General features: G+C 71.9%; 16 protein-coding genes and 1 pseudogene. 10 read left to right on the top strand and 7 right to left on the bottom strand.

All coding sequences use genetic code 11. From position 1 onward, the window contains the following. Positions 1–73 precede the first annotated feature (73 nt). Positions 74–1138, top strand: coding sequence for an FtsX-like permease family protein (locus AB0435_RS26900; protein WP_366007123.1), 1065 nt, complete (start codon positions 74–76; stop codon positions 1136–1138). Continuing rightward, positions 1135–1821, top strand: coding sequence for an ABC transporter ATP-binding protein (locus AB0435_RS26895; RefSeq protein ID WP_366428143.1), 687 nt, complete (start codon positions 1135–1137; stop codon positions 1819–1821). The genes AB0435_RS26900 and AB0435_RS26895 overlap by 4 nt, the downstream gene beginning before the upstream one ends. Before the next feature lie 12 nt (positions 1822–1833). On the opposite strand, the gene AB0435_RS26890 is transcribed toward AB0435_RS26895, so the two are convergent. Both AB0435_RS26890 and AB0435_RS26885 read right to left on the bottom strand, forming a co-directional pair. After that, positions 1834–2361, bottom strand: coding sequence for an indole-3-glycerol phosphate synthase (locus AB0435_RS26890; protein WP_366007121.1), 528 nt, complete (start codon positions 2359–2361; stop codon positions 1834–1836). A gap of 158 nt (positions 2362–2519) precedes the next feature. Then, positions 2520–3326: a pyrimidine reductase family protein gene (locus AB0435_RS26885; RefSeq protein ID WP_366007120.1), complete on the bottom strand. Its 807-nt coding sequence runs from the start codon at positions 3324–3326 to the stop codon at positions 2520–2522. Positions 3327–3481: 155 nt separating this feature from the next. On the opposite strand from AB0435_RS26885, the gene zapE reads away from it, so the two are divergent. Further along, complete coding sequence (zapE, locus tag AB0435_RS26880) at positions 3482–4555, top strand: cell division protein ZapE (RefSeq protein WP_366007142.1); 1074 nt, start codon at positions 3482–3484, stop codon at positions 4553–4555. Positions 4556–4574: 19 nt separating this feature from the next. Here zapE and AB0435_RS26875 read toward each other — a convergent pair whose 3' ends face one another. The 3 genes from AB0435_RS26875 to AB0435_RS26865 all read right to left on the bottom strand — a co-directional run bounded on the left by AB0435_RS26875 (position 4575) and on the right by AB0435_RS26865 (position 6472). Continuing rightward, the gene (locus AB0435_RS26875) at positions 4575–4724 is read right to left on the bottom strand and encodes a hypothetical protein (protein ID WP_366007143.1); all 150 of its coding nucleotides are present in this window, start codon (positions 4722–4724) and stop codon (positions 4575–4577) included. A gap of 198 nt (positions 4725–4922) precedes the next feature. After that, the gene (locus AB0435_RS26870) at positions 4923–5594 is read right to left on the bottom strand and encodes an ABC transporter (protein ID WP_366428142.1); all 672 of its coding nucleotides are present in this window, start codon (positions 5592–5594) and stop codon (positions 4923–4925) included. Then, positions 5591–6472, bottom strand: a complete 882-nt coding sequence (locus tag AB0435_RS26865) for an ATP-binding cassette domain-containing protein (protein WP_366428141.1) — start codon at positions 6470–6472, stop codon at positions 5591–5593. The genes AB0435_RS26870 and AB0435_RS26865 overlap by 4 nt, the downstream gene beginning before the upstream one ends. 57 nt (positions 6473–6529) lie before the next feature. Here AB0435_RS26865 and AB0435_RS26860 point away from each other — a divergent pair, with 57 nt between their 5' ends. After that, a complete protein-coding gene (locus AB0435_RS26860) occupies positions 6530–7273 on the top strand; it encodes a peptidyl-tRNA hydrolase (RefSeq protein ID WP_366008479.1) in 744 nt (247 codons plus the stop codon). A 251-nt stretch (positions 7274–7524) separates the two neighbouring features. Here AB0435_RS26860 and AB0435_RS26855 read toward each other — a convergent pair whose 3' ends face one another. Continuing rightward, positions 7525–10101 carry an AMP-binding protein gene (locus AB0435_RS26855; protein ID WP_366428140.1) on the bottom strand — a complete coding sequence of 859 codons (2577 nt, stop codon included), beginning with the start codon at positions 10099–10101 and terminating at the stop codon, positions 7525–7527. Next, positions 10101–11618 carry an MFS transporter gene (locus AB0435_RS26850; RefSeq protein ID WP_366008481.1) on the bottom strand — a complete coding sequence of 506 codons (1518 nt, stop codon included), beginning with the start codon at positions 11616–11618 and terminating at the stop codon, positions 10101–10103. Before AB0435_RS26850 ends, AB0435_RS26855 begins: the two co-directional genes overlap by 1 nt. A 401-nt stretch (positions 11619–12019) precedes the next feature. Here AB0435_RS26850 and AB0435_RS26845 point away from each other — a divergent pair, with 401 nt between their 5' ends. From AB0435_RS26845 to AB0435_RS26820, 6 genes and pseudogenes are all read left to right on the top strand, one after another. Continuing rightward, positions 12020–12457, top strand: a complete 438-nt coding sequence (locus tag AB0435_RS26845) for a hypothetical protein (protein ID WP_366428139.1) — start codon at positions 12020–12022, stop codon at positions 12455–12457. A gap of 102 nt (positions 12458–12559) precedes the next feature. Beyond that, a complete protein-coding gene (locus AB0435_RS26840) occupies positions 12560–13984 on the top strand; it encodes an IS1380 family transposase (protein ID WP_366428138.1) in 1425 nt (474 codons plus the stop codon). Between the two features lie 213 nt (positions 13985–14197). Beyond that, complete coding sequence (locus AB0435_RS26835) at positions 14198–14554, top strand: hypothetical protein (RefSeq protein WP_366428137.1); 357 nt, start codon at positions 14198–14200, stop codon at positions 14552–14554. 27 nt (positions 14555–14581) lie between these two features. After that, positions 14582–14797 (top strand): annotated as a pseudogene (ilvN, locus tag AB0435_RS26830) (acetolactate synthase small subunit); the annotation flags it as partial. A gap of 289 nt (positions 14798–15086) precedes the next feature. Next, on the top strand, positions 15087–15737 hold the full coding sequence (locus tag AB0435_RS26825; RefSeq protein ID WP_366007241.1) for a winged helix-turn-helix domain-containing protein: 651 nt from the start codon (positions 15087–15089) through the stop codon (positions 15735–15737). A gap of 89 nt (positions 15738–15826) precedes the next feature. Beyond that, positions 15827–17098, top strand: coding sequence for a hypothetical protein (locus tag AB0435_RS26820; protein ID WP_366007242.1), 1272 nt, complete (start codon positions 15827–15829; stop codon positions 17096–17098). Positions 17099–17200 lie beyond the last annotated feature (102 nt).

Raw genomic sequence — 17200 nt, 5'->3', positions numbered from 1 at the left:
TCGCCCTGATGGCGGCGCGATCCGCGCGCGGGAAGGTGGGGAGCGTCCCGATCAGAGCCCCGGGAGGGTTCCGTTGTTCGTCGCGCTCCGTGACATCCGTTTCGCCCGAGGGCGGTTCGCCCTCATGGGTTCCGTCGTCGCGCTCATCACCACGCTGGTGGTCTTCCTCTACGGCCTGACCGACGGGCTGGCCCGCGAGGCCACGTCCGCCGTCGCGGGTCTGCCCGCCGACCGGATCGTCTTCGGCGCGCCGAAGGGCGCCGAGCCGGAGGTGTCGTTCTCCGGCAGCAGCGTCGACGACGGGCAGCTGGCCGCGTGGCGCACCGCGCCGGGGGTGACGTCCGCGGAGCCGTTCGGCGTCGCGATGACCCGGCTGACCACGGCCGGGAAGGCGACCTCGGTGAGCGCGTTCGGTGCCTCCGGGCGGCTGCTGCCGCCGCTGCTCTCCGGCACCGCCCCGGGGGACGGCGCGGTGGCCGTCGGTGAGCGGCTGGCGCGCGAGACCGGCGTCCGGGTGGGTGACCGCGTCACCCTCGGCGCCGGGGAGCTGACCGTCTCGGGCATCACCGCCGACCGGAGCCACGGGCACGCCCCGAGCGTGTGGACCACGCTCGGGGACTGGCGGCGGGCGAGCCACCAGCAGCAGCCGACCGCGCTGGCCGTGCGGGGGTCCGGCGGCCCGGACGGGCCCGCCGCCCGCACCACCGAGGCCGTGGGGAGGGACGCGGCACTGGAGGGCATCGACGGATACGCGGCGGAGCACGGCACGCTCCAGCTCCTCCAGGGCTTCCTGTTCGTGGTGAGCGCGCTGGTGGTGGGGGCCTTCTTCACCGTGTGGACGGTGCAGCGGCGCCCCGATGTGGCCGTGCTCAAGGCGGTGGGGGCGAGCAGCGGCTATCTGGTGCGGGACGCCCTCGGGCAGGCCGCCGTCGTGCTGCTCGCCGGGACGGCCCTGGGCGCGGCGGCGGGCGCGGGCGGCGGAGCGCTGGCCTCCGCCACGGTGCCGTTCGAGCTGAGCGCCGCCACGGTGGCCGTACCGGTGGGGGCGATGGTCCTGCTGGGGCTGGCCGGTTCCGCGCTCGCCGTCCGCCGCATCACCTCCGTCGATCCGCTGACCGCGCTGGGAGCGTCCCGATGAACCCCTCTTCCGTTCTGTCGATGGAAGCCGTGAAACTCACCTATCCGGATGGTGATCGCAGGCTGACGGCCCTGGACGACGTCTGTCTGGACGTGGGACCCGGCGAGCTGGTGGCGGTCGCCGGGCCGTCCGGCTCGGGGAAGTCGAGCCTGCTGGCGGTGGCGGCGACCCTGCTGCGCCCCGACGCGGGCCGGGTGGTCCTGGCCGGGCGGGACACGGCCGGGATGAGCGGGAGGGAGCGGACGGCGCTGCGGCGCGAGCGCATCGGCATCGTCTTCCAGCAGGCGAACCTGCTGCCGTCCCTGACGGCCGAGGAGCAGCTGCTGGCCGTCGCGCACCTGCGCGGCGGGAGCGTACGGGCGGCCCGGTCGCGCGCCGCGGAGCTGCTGGAGTCCGTCGGTCTCGACGCGGCGAAGCGGCGGCGCCGCCCGCACCAGCTGTCCGGGGGCGAGCGGCAGCGCGTGAACATCGCCCGCGCGCTGTCCGGCGGCCCGTCCGTCCTGCTGGTGGACGAGCCGACGTCGGCGCTGGATCACGAGCGGGGCGAGCGGGTCGTGGAGCTGCTGGGCGAGGTGACCCGCCGGCATCGCACGGCGACGGTCCTGGTGACCCACGACCGGGCCCTGCTCGGCCGTGCGGACCGGGTGCTGTCGATGGCCGACGGGCGGCTGCGCGAGGGGTGAGCGGGCCCGGGGTCAGGCCCCCTTTCCGGTGTCCTCGGTGGCCTCGGTGTCCTCGGTGCCTGCGGCGCCTGCGTCTTCGTCGTTGTGGGCGTAGAGCTTGAGCACGGGCACGCCGACCTTGTGGCGGGCGCGGGAGGCCCAGTCGCGGTGGAAGAACTCCTCGACGAGGTGCGGGGCCGTCAGCACGATCACCTCGTCGGCGTGCGTCTGGTCGACGACGGACCGCAGCAGGTCGAGCGGGTGCCCTTCGACGAGCTGGCCGACGGCCTCGCACCCGGCGCCGCGCAGCAACCGGAGCGAGTGTTCGAGAGCGAGCGCGGCGGGCCGCCGGGCCGCCTCCCCCTCGGGCTCGTCGGCCTCGTGGACCGCCTGCTCCAGCTCGCCGAGGGCCACGTCGTCGATGGCGCGGAGCAGCCGGTCCTCGGCGCCTCTGGGCTGCATCAGGACGACGAAGGACATCTGGTCGTCGTGAAGGGTGGTGACGAAGTCGACGTCCGCGGCGGACAGCGGCTGCTCGATCATCAATACGCTCGTGAACACGGTGGGAGCCCTTCTCCTTCGTGGGCCACCGGGCCCAACAGAAACCATCCTGCGCGTGCCCCCCTGGGCCCGCCTGTTCTGATCACGTTCCCCTGCGGGTGCGTCTGACTCAATACTGCCCACCGGGAGGTAACCGGAGTGGAAAATTCCGCCGATTGTCAGATCCTTCGGTACCTCGTGAAGAGAAAACCCGCCTCCTCTAGGACCGAAGCCAGGACGAATCGTTCCGGCACCGCCATCGGTGGCCCGTTCACAATGCGCGGCGAGGTGCCGGAAGCGATCAGCGGGGCCAGTGAGAGACACAGTTCGTCCAGTACCCCGGCGGACGCGAACTGACCCAGCAGCAGCGGGCCGCCCTCCGTCAGCAGCCGCGTCAGCCCCCGCGCGGCCAGCACCTCCGGCACCCGGGCCGGGTCCACCCGGCGCCCCACACCGGTCACGATCACCTCGGCGCCCGCCGCCCGCGCCGCCGCCACGCGGTCCGCGGGCGCCTCCTCGCCGGTCAGCACGAGGGTGGGCACCAGCGGCTCGGTGAACAACGGAAGCGAGAAGTCCAGGTCGAGCCCGGCGCTCACGATCGCGATCACCGGCGCGGGCCCCTGCCCGAGCGCCGCGCGCCGCGCCGCGAAGGCCTCCCGGGCCCGCGCGGGCCGGTAGCCCTCCTGCCGTACGGTCTCCGCGCCCACGACCACGGCGTCGGCGAGCCCGCGCAGCGTGCCGAAGATCCGCATGTCGGCGTCGGAGGACAGCGGCTGCGAGCGCCCCTCGTGGTGGGCCGCGCCGTCGAGGGACGAGACCATGTTGGCCCGCAGCCAGGCGCCGCCGCCGGGGACGTCGGGGTAGGCGTAGGCCTCGGCGAGTTCGTCCAGGTCCCAGGTGCGCTCCTCGGTCCCGGACCGCGAGGACTGCGGGGACTGCGGGGACAGGGCAGACGGGGCGGACGGGGAGGGGAACAGGCGTCGCATAGGCCGCAGTGTGACATGCCTCGCCTTTCCGGTGGCCGGTGCGGGGCGGACAGCGACTACGCTGGACGGTTGTGTCAGCCTCCACCGCATCCACTTCCGGCGCGGCAGCCCCGGCAGCCTCCTCAGCCCCGGCCCCGGCCGACGCCTCCGGCCCGATAGCCGGGCAGGGCGCCGGTTCGCCGATCGCCCTGACCTCGCGAGCCCCGCACGTACCGGCGGACCGCCTGGTCGCCGAGATGGTGCCGCCGCCGCGCTTCGACGCGGTGCGCTTCGACACCTACATCCCCGACGCCAAGCAGCCCAGCCAGGCCGAGGCCGTGCGCGTGCTCGACGCCTTCGCGGCCGGTCTCGGCGGCGCGAGCGCGACCGGCGGCGGCCGCAAGCGCTGGTTCCGGCGCGAGGCGAAGCCCGCCGCCGACGGACCGCGCGGCGTCTATCTCGACGGCGGCTACGGCGTCGGCAAGACCCACCTGCTGGCCTCCCTCTGGCACGCCACACCTGCCGCGCCGGAGCAGAAGGCGTTCGGCACCTTCGTGGAGCTGACCAACCTGGTCGGCGCGCTCGGCTTCCAGCAGACCGTGCAGACCCTCGGCGGGCACCGGCTGCTGTGCATCGACGAGTTCGAGCTGGACGACCCGGGCGACACGGTGCTCGTCTCCACCCTGCTGGGCAAGCTCGTGGACGCGGGCGTGGCGCTCGCCGCGACCTCCAACACGCTGCCGGGCAAGCTCGGCGAGGGCCGGTTCGCCGCCGCCGACTTCCTGCGCGAGATACAGGGCCTGTCCGCGCGTTTCCGGCCACTGCGCATCGACGGCGAGGACTACCGCCACCGGGGCCTGCCGCAGGCGCCCGCCCCGTACAGCGACGACGTCGTCACCCGTACGGCGTACGCGACGCCGGGCGCCTCGCTCGACGACTTCCCCTCGCTGCTCGACCACCTCTCCAAGGTCCACCCGAGCCGTTACGGCGCCATGTGCGACTCGGTCCGGGCGGTGTGCCTGACCGGCGTCGAGCCGGTGCCGGACCAGTCGACGGCCCTGCGGCTGGTGGTCCTCGCGGACCGGCTCTACGACCGCGAGATACCGGTGCTGGCCTCCGGGCGGCCGTTCGACGAGCTCTTCGGCGAGGACATGCTGAACGGCGGCTACCGCAAGAAGTACTTCCGCGCGATATCCCGGCTGACGGCCCTGGCCCGCGACGCGAAGTCGCTGGCGGAGAAGGAGCGCTGACCGGGGACCCGGAGTCCGGTCAGCCGGAGCAGGCCGTCCGCTGCGCCTCCTGCCACTCGCAGACGGGGCACAGCGTGATGCCGGGCCGGTCCGCCGGATGCTCGGTGGGTTTGCCGCAGTGCACGCAGTCGGCGAAGCCGTCGTGCCGCTCGTCCTGGTGTGCGCTCATGCCCCCATCGTCCCCCATGCCTCACGTCCGCCGGGAGCCGGGCGTACGGGGCCGCCGCCGCCTGCGGCAGGCCTTTCCCCCACCCCGCCCCTTCCCGAAACCGGGGGCAAGCCCCCAGACCCCCGCAACACGGCTTCGCCGCGTTGTCCTCAAACTCCCCCAGCTACCTCCCCCAGAGGTGCCCCCAACGGGCTGATTTCAGCCCGTCCGCCGGGAGCTCAGCGCGCACGCCACGGCGACGGCCGCGGCCGTGAGCACTGCGGCCCCGGCGAGGGGCAGCAGACCGACGTGCACCGTGCCGTCGCGGGAGCCGGCGACCAGCCCCGTCACGACGGCGTTGGCGGGCGACACCCCCGCGAAGAGCACCAGGAACGCGGCGAGCACGGTGGACGGCACGGCCCAGGCGGTGCTGCGCAGCAGGGGCCTGTTGCACAGGGCCCCGACGCCGGTGCCGAGGAGGGCGCACGCGACCGCGGCCACCGTCCCCTGCGCGGTCGCGGGCCCCAGCGGGACGCGCGCCTGGTGGTCGGAGCCGTGGGGGTCGCTGATCCCGGCGACGACCGCGGTGGCGGCGAGTGCGAGCACCGTGGAGGCGGTCAGCGCGGTGAGCACCGCGGCCAGGTGCACGCGCCACGGCCCGGCCGCTGCGGCCGCGCAGTCCCGGGCGGCCGCGGGCTCGTTGGTCACGCACACCCGCACCAGCCAGGCGGCCACCGGCAGCAGCGCGGCCGAGGCGTAGCCGAAGGAGTCCAGCACCGGCTGTCCGGCCTGCACGCCGACGGCCATGAAGGCGGCGTAGAGCAGCAGTGGCGGGAGCCAGCGGTGCGAGCGCAGCAGCAGGGCGGCCTGATAGCGGAGCAGTGCGGTCATCGGCCGGGCTCTCCTCGGTCGGTTCCGTACGGGTCCAGGGGGCGCTCGGGGTGCTCGGGCGTCACGGCGCGGATGTGCCAGGCGGGGCGGGCGTCGAGCAAGGCCCGCAGGAGGGCGTCGGAGTGGACGGCGGCGACGGTCAGCCGGAAGCCCGCGGGTACGCCGGGCGCCACGTCCGGCTCACCCGGCAGGGCCTCCGGGAGCGGCGCTCCGGGCGGGCCTTCCGCGTCGATGTGGACGCGGGGGCCGCTGTCGGCGCGCCGCCGTCCCTCGACGGTGACCAGGCGCGCCGACTCCACGCGGTGGACCGCGTCCGGCTTCCCCGCCAGGCGCCGCGGGTCGTGGTCGACGAAGACGACCGTGCCCCCGGCGGCGACGCGCTCGGCGACCGCGCCGTCGAGCACGATGCGGGAGGCGCGGTCGAGGCCGGTCCACGCCTCGTCGAGGACCAGGAGGCCGGGCGCGGCGAGGAGGCCCTGGGCGACGGCGACCTTCTGGCTGGTGCCCTTGGACAGTTCGGACAGCGGGGTCCGCGCGTGCTCCCCCGCCCCGAAGCGGTCCAGCCACACCCGGGCGCCGTACGCGGCGGCGGCACGGTCCAGGCCGTGGACGCGCCCGAGGTCGGTGAGATAGCCGAGGGCGGTGAACGGCAGGGCCGCCGGGAACCGTTCAGGGATGTACGCGGTGCGCGGGCGGCCCGTGATCCGGCCGGCCGAGGGGGCGTCGAGGCCGGCGAGCAGGCGCAGGAGCGTCGACTTGCCGCTGCCGTTGGCGCCTTCGACGCGCAGCAGCGCCCCCTGCGGCACGTCCAGGTCGACGTCGCGCAGCACCCACGGCCCACGCGGTCCGTAGCGGCGGCCGACCCCCCTGAGTCTCATGCGGTCACAGTAACGGGCCCTGCCATGCACCCATCAGGCTGCTGGCAGACTGTGCGGGTGACCAGTTCTGACACCGCTTCCGACACCGCGAACGACGTCTCCGGGGAACCCGGGGACGCGGCGCGGGAGTTCGTCCTGCCGCTCGTCGTACGGATCGAGAAGGACGCCCCGCCGGACCGTACGGACGCCCTGGAGACCGCGGCGCGGGCGGTGCTCACGCTGCTGTCGGACGAGCGGGCCCGGACGGTCGACGGGTCCGACGGGGAGTGGGCGCGGGCCGTGCGGGACTGGGAGGACTCCCGCATCCGCAAGGTGGTGCGGCGGGCGCGGGGCAAGGAGTGGCGCAAGGCGACGGCGCTGCCGGGCATCACCGTGACCGGTGAGCGCGCCGAGGTGCGCGTCTTCCCGCCCGTGCCGCTGGACGGCTGGCCCAAGGAGCTGGCGAAGCTCCAGGTGTCGGGCACCGAGCTGGACGAGCTCGAGCCCCCGGCCACGCCGGGACAGCAGGCTCCGGTGCTGTGGCTGAACCCCGGCCTGACGATGTCGGCGGGCAAGACGATGGCGCAGGTCGGGCACGGCGCGCAGCTCGCGTGGTGGAGGCTGTCCGACGAGGAGCGCGAGGTCTGGCGGAAGAGCGGCTTCCCCCTCGCCGTACGCACGGCCGGCGCGGAGCACTGGGCGGAACTGACGGCGAGCGGACTGCCGGTGGTCCACGACGCCGGGTACACCGAGATCGCCCCCGGGCCGACTGTCGCGGCCGAAGGAGGCGGGCACTACTGCCCGCTCCCGCCCCTGCGGTGACCGTGAGCGGTCGCGCCGGTCCCGGTCGGGTCCGGCGACGCGCGCACCGGCGGGACCACACGCGGGAGCTGTGGCAGGTCCGGACGACGGACTCGTCGGAGTACCGCGAGGCCGTTGACGGTCCCGGGGCGTCAGAGATCGCCCCCGGGCCGAAACCTTGTCGCCAGATCTCGTCGTCAGATCTCGTCGTCGGATCTCGTCGTCGGATCTCGTCGTCGGATCTCGCTGTCAGAGGAGGCGGCCGGTTCGGGTCAGCGCCGCGCGTGGGTGACGAGCCAGTCCCGGACCAGTTCGTCGTTGGGGGATTCGAGCAGGGCGAAGTGATCGACCGGCAACCGGTCCACGGCGTCGTCCGGCAGGATGTCCCGCCACTGGCCCACGGCGCGTCCGCCCGACCACGGTTCGCCGCCGTCGAGGGTGACGGTGACCGGTCCACGGCGGCCGTAGTCGATCTCGCCACCGGTGTCGCCCTGGAGCAGCCGCACCCGCAGCCCCTGGGGACGGCTCAGCGACAGGCCGTCGAGGATCCGCGCGTTCGACTCGTACACCGCCCAGGCGTCCTCGATCTCCTGCTGGTCGGCGTCCCGGGCCAGCGTCCCCGCGTCCTTGGCCGCCACCGTGACCGCGGCGAGGTCGAAGCCGCCGTGCTCGTCGGTGAACTGCCGCGCGGGAGTGGGGATCGACCACCCGACACGGACGAAGATGTCGAAGGCGTCGTGCACGCTCACGCGGTGTGCGCCGGGGTCCGGCGGGTCGATGAGCAGGGCACGCACCGCGTCGCCGCGGCGTTCGTGCAGCCGGCGGGCCACTTCGTAGCCGAACACGCCGCCCAGTGAGTACCCGGACACGCAGACGGTTCCGTACTGGTCCGCGCCCTGGGCCAGCAGGACCTCGGTCAGTCCGTCGGCGAGTGCCGCCATGCCCTTGCCGGACAGCTCGGGAGGGGTCTCGACGGCCCACACGGTGTCATCGGCGGGCAGCATCCTGGACAGCGCCGCGTACCGGGTGACCGCTCCGGACAGGGGCGGGAGGAAGACCCACAGCCTGCCCTTGCCTCCCTGACGCATCGTCACGAGAGTGGTGCCGGTGGTGTGGTGCGCGGTGGGTATGCCCGCGCGGCGATCGGTCAGAAGACGTGCCAGCGCGTCGAATCGGGGAGTCCGGTACAGCTCGGCCGCGCGCAGCCGCACCCCCAGCCGGCTGTGCACCTGCGTGATGAGTTCGATGGCCCTGATCGAGTTGCCGCCGACCGCGAAGAAACTCGCCGACTCGTCCTCGGGCGGGCTGCCCAGCACCCGTCGCCAGGCCAGCCGGAGCTGTGCGTTCACGTCGGCCGGATCGGCGTCCTGCTCGCCGTCCGCGCCCGGGAGGGCCTGGGCCCGGTCGAGCAGCGCGGCGCGGTCGACCTTGCCGCGTGACGTCAGCGGGAACTCGTCCAGCACGCTGACCCGCGAGGGCAGCATGTACTCGGGCAGAACGGAGGAGAGCCGCCGCACGATCGCCGCCTCGGCGTCCGCCTGCGGCGCGAGGCTCCGGTCGAGCCGGACGAACGCGGCGAGGAGCCGGCTGCCGGCGCCGTCGAAGGGGACGACCACCGCGTCGAGGACGAAGCCGACGTCCAGGAGCCGGGAGACGATCTCACCGAGTTCCACCCGGAACCCGCCGTGCACCTTGACCTGTGCGTCGAAGCGCCCGTGCAGGTCGTAGCCCCCGTCACTCCGTGCCGTGGCCACATCGCCGGTGCGGTACGACCACACCCCGTCGAGCATGCGGAACGCCGATGACGACGCCGCGCGACCCAGGTAGCCACGGCCGACCGCGACGCCCTGGACGACCAGCTCGGTCGCGTCGCCCGCGTCCTCCAGCGGCTCCAGACGGAAGCGGACACCGTCGATCGGGTCGCCGATCGCGATGGCGGCGCCGGGCGTCAGGTCCCGGTAGCAGACGACGACGGCCGTCTCGGTCGGTCCGTACCCGTTCACCACACGGGTGCCTTCGGGGGCGACCGTCGCCCACGCCGCCACCGCGGCCTGGGCCGGCGCCTCCCCGCCGGCCATCACGAGGCGCAGGTCCGGAGCGCGGTGACCGGCCGCCTCCGCCAGTTCGGCGCCGAATCCGTTGAACACGCCTGTCGGCAGGCTCAGCACGGTGACCCCGAGGCGGCGGCAGTGGTACAGGAAGTCCTCGGCTCCGCCGTACACGAACGTCTCGTCCCGGAAGGCGAGTTCACAGCCGACGAGCATCGACGTGCAGATCTGTTCGAGCGCCAGGTCGAACGCGATCGAGGAGAAGAACAGCCGGGTGTCGGACGAGGTCAGGCCGTACCACTCGACGGTGCGGCGCACGTGGTTCTCCAGCGCGTCCCGCTCGATGACGGCGCCCTTGGGAACGCCGGTCGATCCCGAGGTGTAGCCGACGTACGCGGCGGGCGAGGTCCGCCGCACCAGCCGCTCGTCCAGCCGGGGCCCCGGTCGCGGGCCACGCGTCACCCCGGACTCCGTGACCAGCGCGGCCGGGCGGCAGTCATCGATGATCAACTGCTTGCGGGAGACCGGCAGATCCGGCTCCAGCAGGGTGAAGGCCGCGCCGAGTCCGCTGACCGCGGCCATCGCGACCACGGTGTCGAAGCCGACGGGCAGGTCGATGACCACCACGGTCTCCGGAGCGACACCGAGTCCGGCCAGCCGGAAGGCCAAGTCCTCCGCGGAATCGGCGAGTTCGCGGAAGGTGAGCCGGTGGTCGCCGCGGGACAGCGCGGTCTCGTGGGGGCGTTCGTTCGCGTGCGCGGCGATCGCGGAGTACAGCAGGGCACCCTTGTCCGAGGTCATCAGGCGTTCATCTTTCGCGAGCCGGGAGTTGCGGAGGCGGTGGTCGTGGCGGGAGCGGGGGTGGGGACGGAGGCGGGCAGGATCACCAGGGCGGTGACCGCGGCGGCCGATGCCACCACCGCGCCGACGATCCAGGCCACGAGGAGGCCGGAACTCAGCCCGTCGGCGAACCAGTTCGGGGGCTGCCCCGCCCCGTGGGTGAACAAGGCATGGCCGTCGGCGACCGATCGGGCCGCCGCCGGAAGGCCGGGGACCGAGGCGGTCTTCGCTTCGTAACGGACCGAGAACACCAGGCCCATCACCGCGACTCCCCCGGCACCGAAGATCTGCTGGAACATGGCGTTCACGGAGGAACCCACGCCGGTGTCGGCCGGCCGGAGACTGGTGACGATCAGCGTCAGCGCCGGGCCGACGGACCACCCCATGCCGAGTCCGCAGCTCAACAGCCCCGCGGCGAGCAAGGGGTAGCTCAGATCCGCGGCGGCCGTCGCACAGAGCAGGCATCCCAGCGCGCCGAGGCCGAGCCCGCCGGTCACGGTCGCCTTGACCCCGACGCGCGCGGTGACCGCCATGCAGGACAGCGAGGCGGCCGTCAGCCCCACCGCGAGCGGGAGCAGGCCGGCACCGGCCGACAAGGGGCTCCAGCCCAGGCCGTACTGGGTGAACTGGCCGGCCAGGAACACCGTGCCGAAGAGCGCGAAGAAGAGTCCGGACATGGCCACGACGGCTCCGGTGAACTTCCGCTCGCGGAAGTAGCCGAGGTCGAACAGCGGCCGGTCCGTACGCCGTTCATGGGCCGTGTACCCGATCAGCGTCAGCAGGCCGGCGGCACCGAGGCCGAAGCGCAGCGGTCCGGGGATCCGGTCGTCGACGGCGAAGATGACCGCCGAGGCGAGCATCGCGACACCGGCCAGCAGGAGCACCGCTCCGACGGGGTCGGGGCGCCTGGCGGCGGGTGCCGGATCGCCGCGCCGGATCAGGGTGGCGGTACCGATCAGGGCGAGCACCCCCACCGGAACGTTGAGCATGAAGATCGATCCGTACGGGAAGCGGGTCAACAGCAGGCCGCCCAGCACCGGTCCGACGGCCACGCCGAGACCGACGACCGCCGGCCACAGCGCGAGTACGCGTCGCCTGGCGCTGTCGGTCAGCTCCTTGGCGAACAGTCCGAAGATGCTCGGCACGATGAACGCCGCCCCGACGCCCATCCCCGCGCGGGACAGGATCAGCGCGAGCACCGAGGGGACACACGCCCCCAGCAAAGAGGCGGCGGTGAACGCGGTGATCCCCACGGCGTAGGAACGGCGCGTACCCATGCGGTCGACGAGGCTGCCCGCGATGATCAACGACGAGGCGAACACCAGCATGTAGGCGTCGATCGCCAATTGGACGTCCGGGGTTCCCGCCCCCAATGACGCCGATATCCTGGGCACCGCGGTATTGATGATGGAATTGTCCGCGGAGACCATGAAAAGGCTCAGGTAGGCGGTGACCACGACACCGCAGGTGCGCGACATCGGTCTCGGTCGGCTCGTCGTCGGCGACATATACTTCTCGATCTTCTTTCGGGGACGCGGCACTCCGCCGGCCGGGCATCCGGTACGGAAAGGTTCGCTTTTCCGTACCGCAGCGGGAGGGAAATCGGAGATTATTTCCGGGTGGTGGCCTTGTGCGCCCCAAAACGCAGGCCATTGTGGGCCTGCTGGAATCGGACGCTAGCAGTCGGCCGCAAAGAAGATCAAGGGCGGGTGGTTCGGATCACATCTCCCCCGGCAAGTTTTTGACTCTGCCTCAAATGCATGGACAGCGGGAAAAGGGTGGGCTTGGCTCCCCGCCGAGGTGCGCGGCAATGATCGCGTCGCGCACCGGAACGAGCAACGCCCCCACTGCGGTGGGGGATTCCGCCAAAGGGACGCAAATGACTGCTGAAGCCACTGTCGGGACCAACTGGACCATCACCCCGGAGTTCGTTTTCACCGATGCGGAGCGCGCGGCCCTGGAGGCCGCGCTCGACGGCGTCACCGCGAACCCGTACCGCCTTCACGGGGCCCACCGCTTCCAGGTGGGCCGGCTCATCGCGAACGGCGCGGTCCCCGAGCGCTTCCGCGCCTACGTCGACTCGTTGGCGACCCGCGACCGTGCCGCCGAGCCCGTGGTCGTCGTGAAGAACGTCCCGCACGACCGCGATGTCCCGGTGTTCGACTTCGATCAGCCGGTGCGCTCCAAGTACGAGCTGAAGAAGACGTTCGTCGCCGAGGGGTTCCTCGCGCTGTTCGCCCAGCTGGCGAACACGCCGGCGATCGGGTACGTCAACGTCAACGACGGGGACGTCTTCCAGGACATCTACCGTTCCTAACCTCGCCGTTTCACTTGGGTGGGGCTGCCTTTGGGGCGGAAACGCGAAAGTGCCTTCCTGACCTGGGACGATGAACCTTGCTGAGGGGTTCTGTCGGTCCAGGTGGAGGGCACTTTCTACGTGCAGGCTATCGGGTTGCGTCCCAAGGTCCATGTCACCGCGGATGGTTCGGGGGTGGTCGGGCATACCGGGGCACGGTTGCTGGCGGATCTCGCTGATGCCACTGGGCTGACCGCTGCGTACTCCGCCGCTCTCAGGCCGCTTCGGCCGCGCGGGACCGGGCATGATCCGGGACGGGTCGCCACCGACCTGGTGGTGATGCTCGCCGACGGTGGTGAGGCGATCGCGGATCTGGCCGTGCTGCGGGACCAGGCAGGGGTGTTCGGCCCGGTCGCCTCCACACCCACGGCCTGGCGGTTGCTCGCCGACGTCGACGAGGCTGCGCTCGCTTCGCTGCGAGCGGCCCGCGCTTCAGCCCGGGAAGTCGCCTGGACGCAGGCCGCCGAGACCGGCGAGGGCATACCTGCTGCGCGGGCCGACGGACGAGAACTTCCCGGCCTGGTCCTGGACCTCGACGCCACGCTGGTCACCTGCCACTCGGAAAAGGAACAGGCCGCCCCGACCTACAAGGGCGGCTTCGGCTTCCATCCGCTGCTGTGCTTCCTCGCGAACACCGGCGAGGCCGTGTCGGGACGGCTGCGGCCCGGGAACGCCGGAGCCAACACTGCCGCCGATCACATCGCGGTGCTCGACCAGGCGCTCACGCAGATCCCCGATGCTCATCGGCACGGCACCGACATCCTCGTCCGCGCCGACAGTGCCGGATCCGCGAAAGCCTTCCTCGCCCACGTCCGCGACCTGCGAAAACGAGGAATCCGTACCTTCTTCTCGGTCGGATACGCGGTCACCGAGCCGGTCCGCCGAGCTGTCCGGGCCATGCCCGACCGCCTCTGGCATCCCGCCCTGGACCAGGACGGCACCCTGCGCGACGGCGCCGAGGTCACCGAGCTGACCGGCATGGCCGACCTGGACGGCTGTCCGGCCGGCACCCGCATCATCGTGCGCCGGGAGCGGCCGCACCCCGGAGCCCAGCTGTCCCTGTTCGACCAGGACGAGGGCCTGCGCCATCAGGTGTTCCTCACCGACACCCCATACTCCGGGGGCGGATCCGCACAGTTCCTGGAGGTCCGCCACCGCGGGCATGCCACCGTCGAAGACCACATCCGGTGCGGTAAGACCACCGGCTTCGGCCGCTTCCCCTCCCGCCACTTCGCCGTCAACGCCGTCTGGCTCGAACTCAGCCTCGCGGCGATCGACCTGCCGGCCTGGACACGCGTCCTGCTGCTGGACGGGGAACTGGCCACCGCCGAGCCGAAGAAGCTCCGCTACCGGCTGCCGCACGTCGCCGCCCGCCTCACCCGCGGCGGCCGACGCCCGCGCTTGCGGATATCGGCGACCTGGCCCTGGAGACACGAACTGGCCACGGCCTTCCATCGCCTCGCCGCACTGCCCCGTCCCGCCGGCTGACAGCAAACCCCTGACCGCCCACGACCCGAAAGACCTTGGAGAACCCGACCACCGCGCCGGGTCCCCACCATGTCCGAGCACCGAAATCGCGTCGGCCACCCGACGATTACCCCTCAACGGCGCCTCATCCCCCAACCGAAACGGCGAGGCTAACACTCACTCAATCAACTGTAGAGGCGAACAGTTGACACTCCCTTCGACGACCTGAGCACCATGGGCGGCGGGCGGGTTGAGCTCGGCGACGCCGACCTGCACCCGATCATCGGCGGCCGTGGCCCGGAGGACCTGCGGTTCTTCGAGAACCGGACGGTGGGCGTCAGCGACGCGGCCAAGGGCATCGTCCCCAAGGTCGCCGACACCCTGCACCAGCTCAAGGAGCGGGTCTTCATCGAGCCCGGAGACTTCGTGATCACGTACAACAACCACACGATCCACGCCAAGGAGGTAGTGAACGTCGGTGACCCCGAGGCGCTGCAGACCCGCTGGATCATCAAGACGGTGAACGTGGACGACATGGCGCCCCACCAGGAGCACCTGGTGCCTGGCACCGACCACTTGATCAACGGCTGACCCGGCCGCTCCGCCGACGAGGCCCCTGTGCCGTCTCGACGAGGCTCCAACAAGGCCGGCGCCCTCACACGGGTGGCGGGACTCTTCTCCCGCCGGGGATTCAACATCGATTCCTTGCCGGTGGGGCCGGCCGACGAGCCCGACACCTCCCGCATGACGATCGTCGTCGATGTGGCGGAGCGTCCCCTTGAGCAGATCGTCCAGCAACTCGAAAAGCTGGTGAACGTCATTTCGGTCCATGAACAGAGCGCGTAGTCCTTTCTCGCCCGAGCGAGAAAGGGAAAGACCACCGAAGGCCACGGAGATTCCGGCCCGGCCGGAGCACAACAGGCAGTCGGAATTGAGTGTTTCGGCGCGCGCTCTGTCCGGTTGCCGTTTCCTCGTCTCGCCACTGCTGGAGGTGCTGGCGGCGGCCGAAATCCTTCGGGCACAATTCCCGGCTCTGTTGAGCCCGCGCCGGCGCGGCCCGATATCCGCACAGCGCCACGCGCTCAGCCTTCCTCCGGCCGTGGTACGGCAGCGGATGCGTTCCGTGGCCGAGCAGTTGCTCTGCCACCGGGGCGGGACGACGAGTCGCCATGACCTCGACTTCACGGCCCTCGGGCCGCTCCAGGAGGCGGTGGGCGACTTCTTCCAGGACTGCCTCATCGGCGACTGGCCCCGGATCAGGACCGCTCTGGAGTCGGACGTCGCGCTCCGCGCGCACGACCTCGCCGCCTTCGGGGTGCGCCAGGTCGTGGACCGCCTGCCCGGTCTCACGGTCCGCGACGCCTGGGGCGAGCCGGGAACCGGGGAGTGTGGGCTGGTCCTGGTGCCCTCGGTCTTCCGGAAGACGGGTGTGCTGCTGGCGAACGAGGCCGGAACGGTGATCACCTACCCGGCGTCCGGGCACCGCACGCTGTGGGACGGGAGCGAGGCGGCCGCCCCCGGCCGGCTCGGCGCACTGCTCGGCCGGGGCCGTGCGGCGGCCCTCCTGAACATCGGCGACGGCTGCGGCACCGGCGACCTCGCGGACCGGCTCGGCGTCAGCCCGGGGACCGCGTCGGTGCACGTGACGGCTCTGCGCAACGGCGGTCTGGTCGCCACCCATCGTGTGGGCAAAGCGGTCAGACATGTCCTGACCCCCATAGGGTCGGCACTCGTCACGGCCCAGGTCGCCGCGGAGAAGCCGGTCCCACGGTGAGGGACGCCCCCCGGCCCTGCGGGGGCGCGGGAGCGACCTGTGATACTTACCGCCAGAACATCTGTTTACGGCGCCAGGGGGTAAGTACCTTGTCGAAAAGGACCTTGCGGGGCGGGGCGGCTCTGGTTACCGCGGGCGCTGTCGCCGCCCTCGCCATGGGGCTCGCGGGCTGCGACTCCAAGAGCGACGGCAAGAGCTCCCCCTCGTCCGCCTCCGCGCCCTCGAAGGACAAGGCGAAGAACGTCCCGGAGTCAGAGTCCGGGCCCAGCAGGAAGCCCGAGGAGAAGTGGGACGGCAAGGTCCACGTCCTCGGTGACGGCTCGACCTCCGACACCGGTCCGCAGCCGAACCAGCCGAAGGCGGAGAAGCTCAAGCCGGGCGAGAAGCCCCCGCAGTTCGTGGTCTTCTCCTGGGACGGCGCACTGGAGGGGGACGACCACCAGCTCTCCCACTTCCGCGAGGTCGCCAAGGAGAACAACGCCCACATGACGTTCTTCCTGAGCGGCATGTACCTCCTGCCGAAGTCGAAGGCCACGCTGTACAAGCCCCCGCAGCACAAGCCGGGCGAGGCGGCGATCGACTTCGCCACGGACCCGCACATCAAGGACACCGTCGAGCAGATACGCGGTGCCTGGCTGGACGGCAACGAGATAGGCACGCACTTCAACGGCCACTTCTGCGGTCCCAAGGGCGGCGGCGACTGGAGCCCGGCCGAGTGGAAGAGCGAGATCGAGCAGGCGTACTCCTTCGTGGAGAACTGGAAGACGAACACCGGCCTGACGGACCTCCCGCCGCTGCCCTTCGACTATAAGAAGGAGCTGGTGGGCGGCCGCGCCCCCTGCCTGGAGGGGCAGAAGACGCTCATACCGGCGGCGAAGGAGTTCGGCTGGCGGTACGACGCGAGCTCGCCCGGCGACTTCCAGATCTGGCCCTCCCAGATCCAGGGCATCTGGAACTTCCCCCTCCAGCTGCTGCCCTACCCGAAGAGCGAGAAGCAGGTCCTGTCGATGGACTTCAACTTCCTCTACAACCAGTCCGGTGACAACACCAAGGGCGATCCCGCGAAGTACGCGGAGTGGCGGAAGCTGACGCGCGACGGCTATCTGAACGGCTTCGAGCGGGTCTACAACGGCAGCCGGGCGCCGCTGTTCGTGGGCAACCACTTCGAGGACTGGAACGGCGGCATATACATGAAGTCCGTCGAGGACGTCGTGAAGTCGGTCTGCAAGCGGGACGGCGTCCGCTGCGTGTCGTTCAAGGAACTCGCCGACTGGCTGGACGCGCAGGACCCCAAGGTGCTGGCGAAGCTGCGCGGGCTGGACCCGGCGCAGGCCCCGGACTGGGCGACGTTCATCAAGTAGGCACGCCCCCTCGGCCGACCGCGGTGCGCCGGACCCGGAGGTCCGGCAACGTCCTAGTTTCGCGGGCTTAGTGGTCTGCGTCGTAAATCCTTCGGGGGTTGA

The organism is Streptomyces sp. NPDC051173, from assembly GCF_040689515.1.
Classification (GTDB): Bacteria; Actinomycetota; Actinomycetes; order Streptomycetales; family Streptomycetaceae; genus Streptomyces.
Note: the sequence above shows the minus strand (reverse complement) of the source record. Positions and strands in the feature narration are given on the sequence as shown.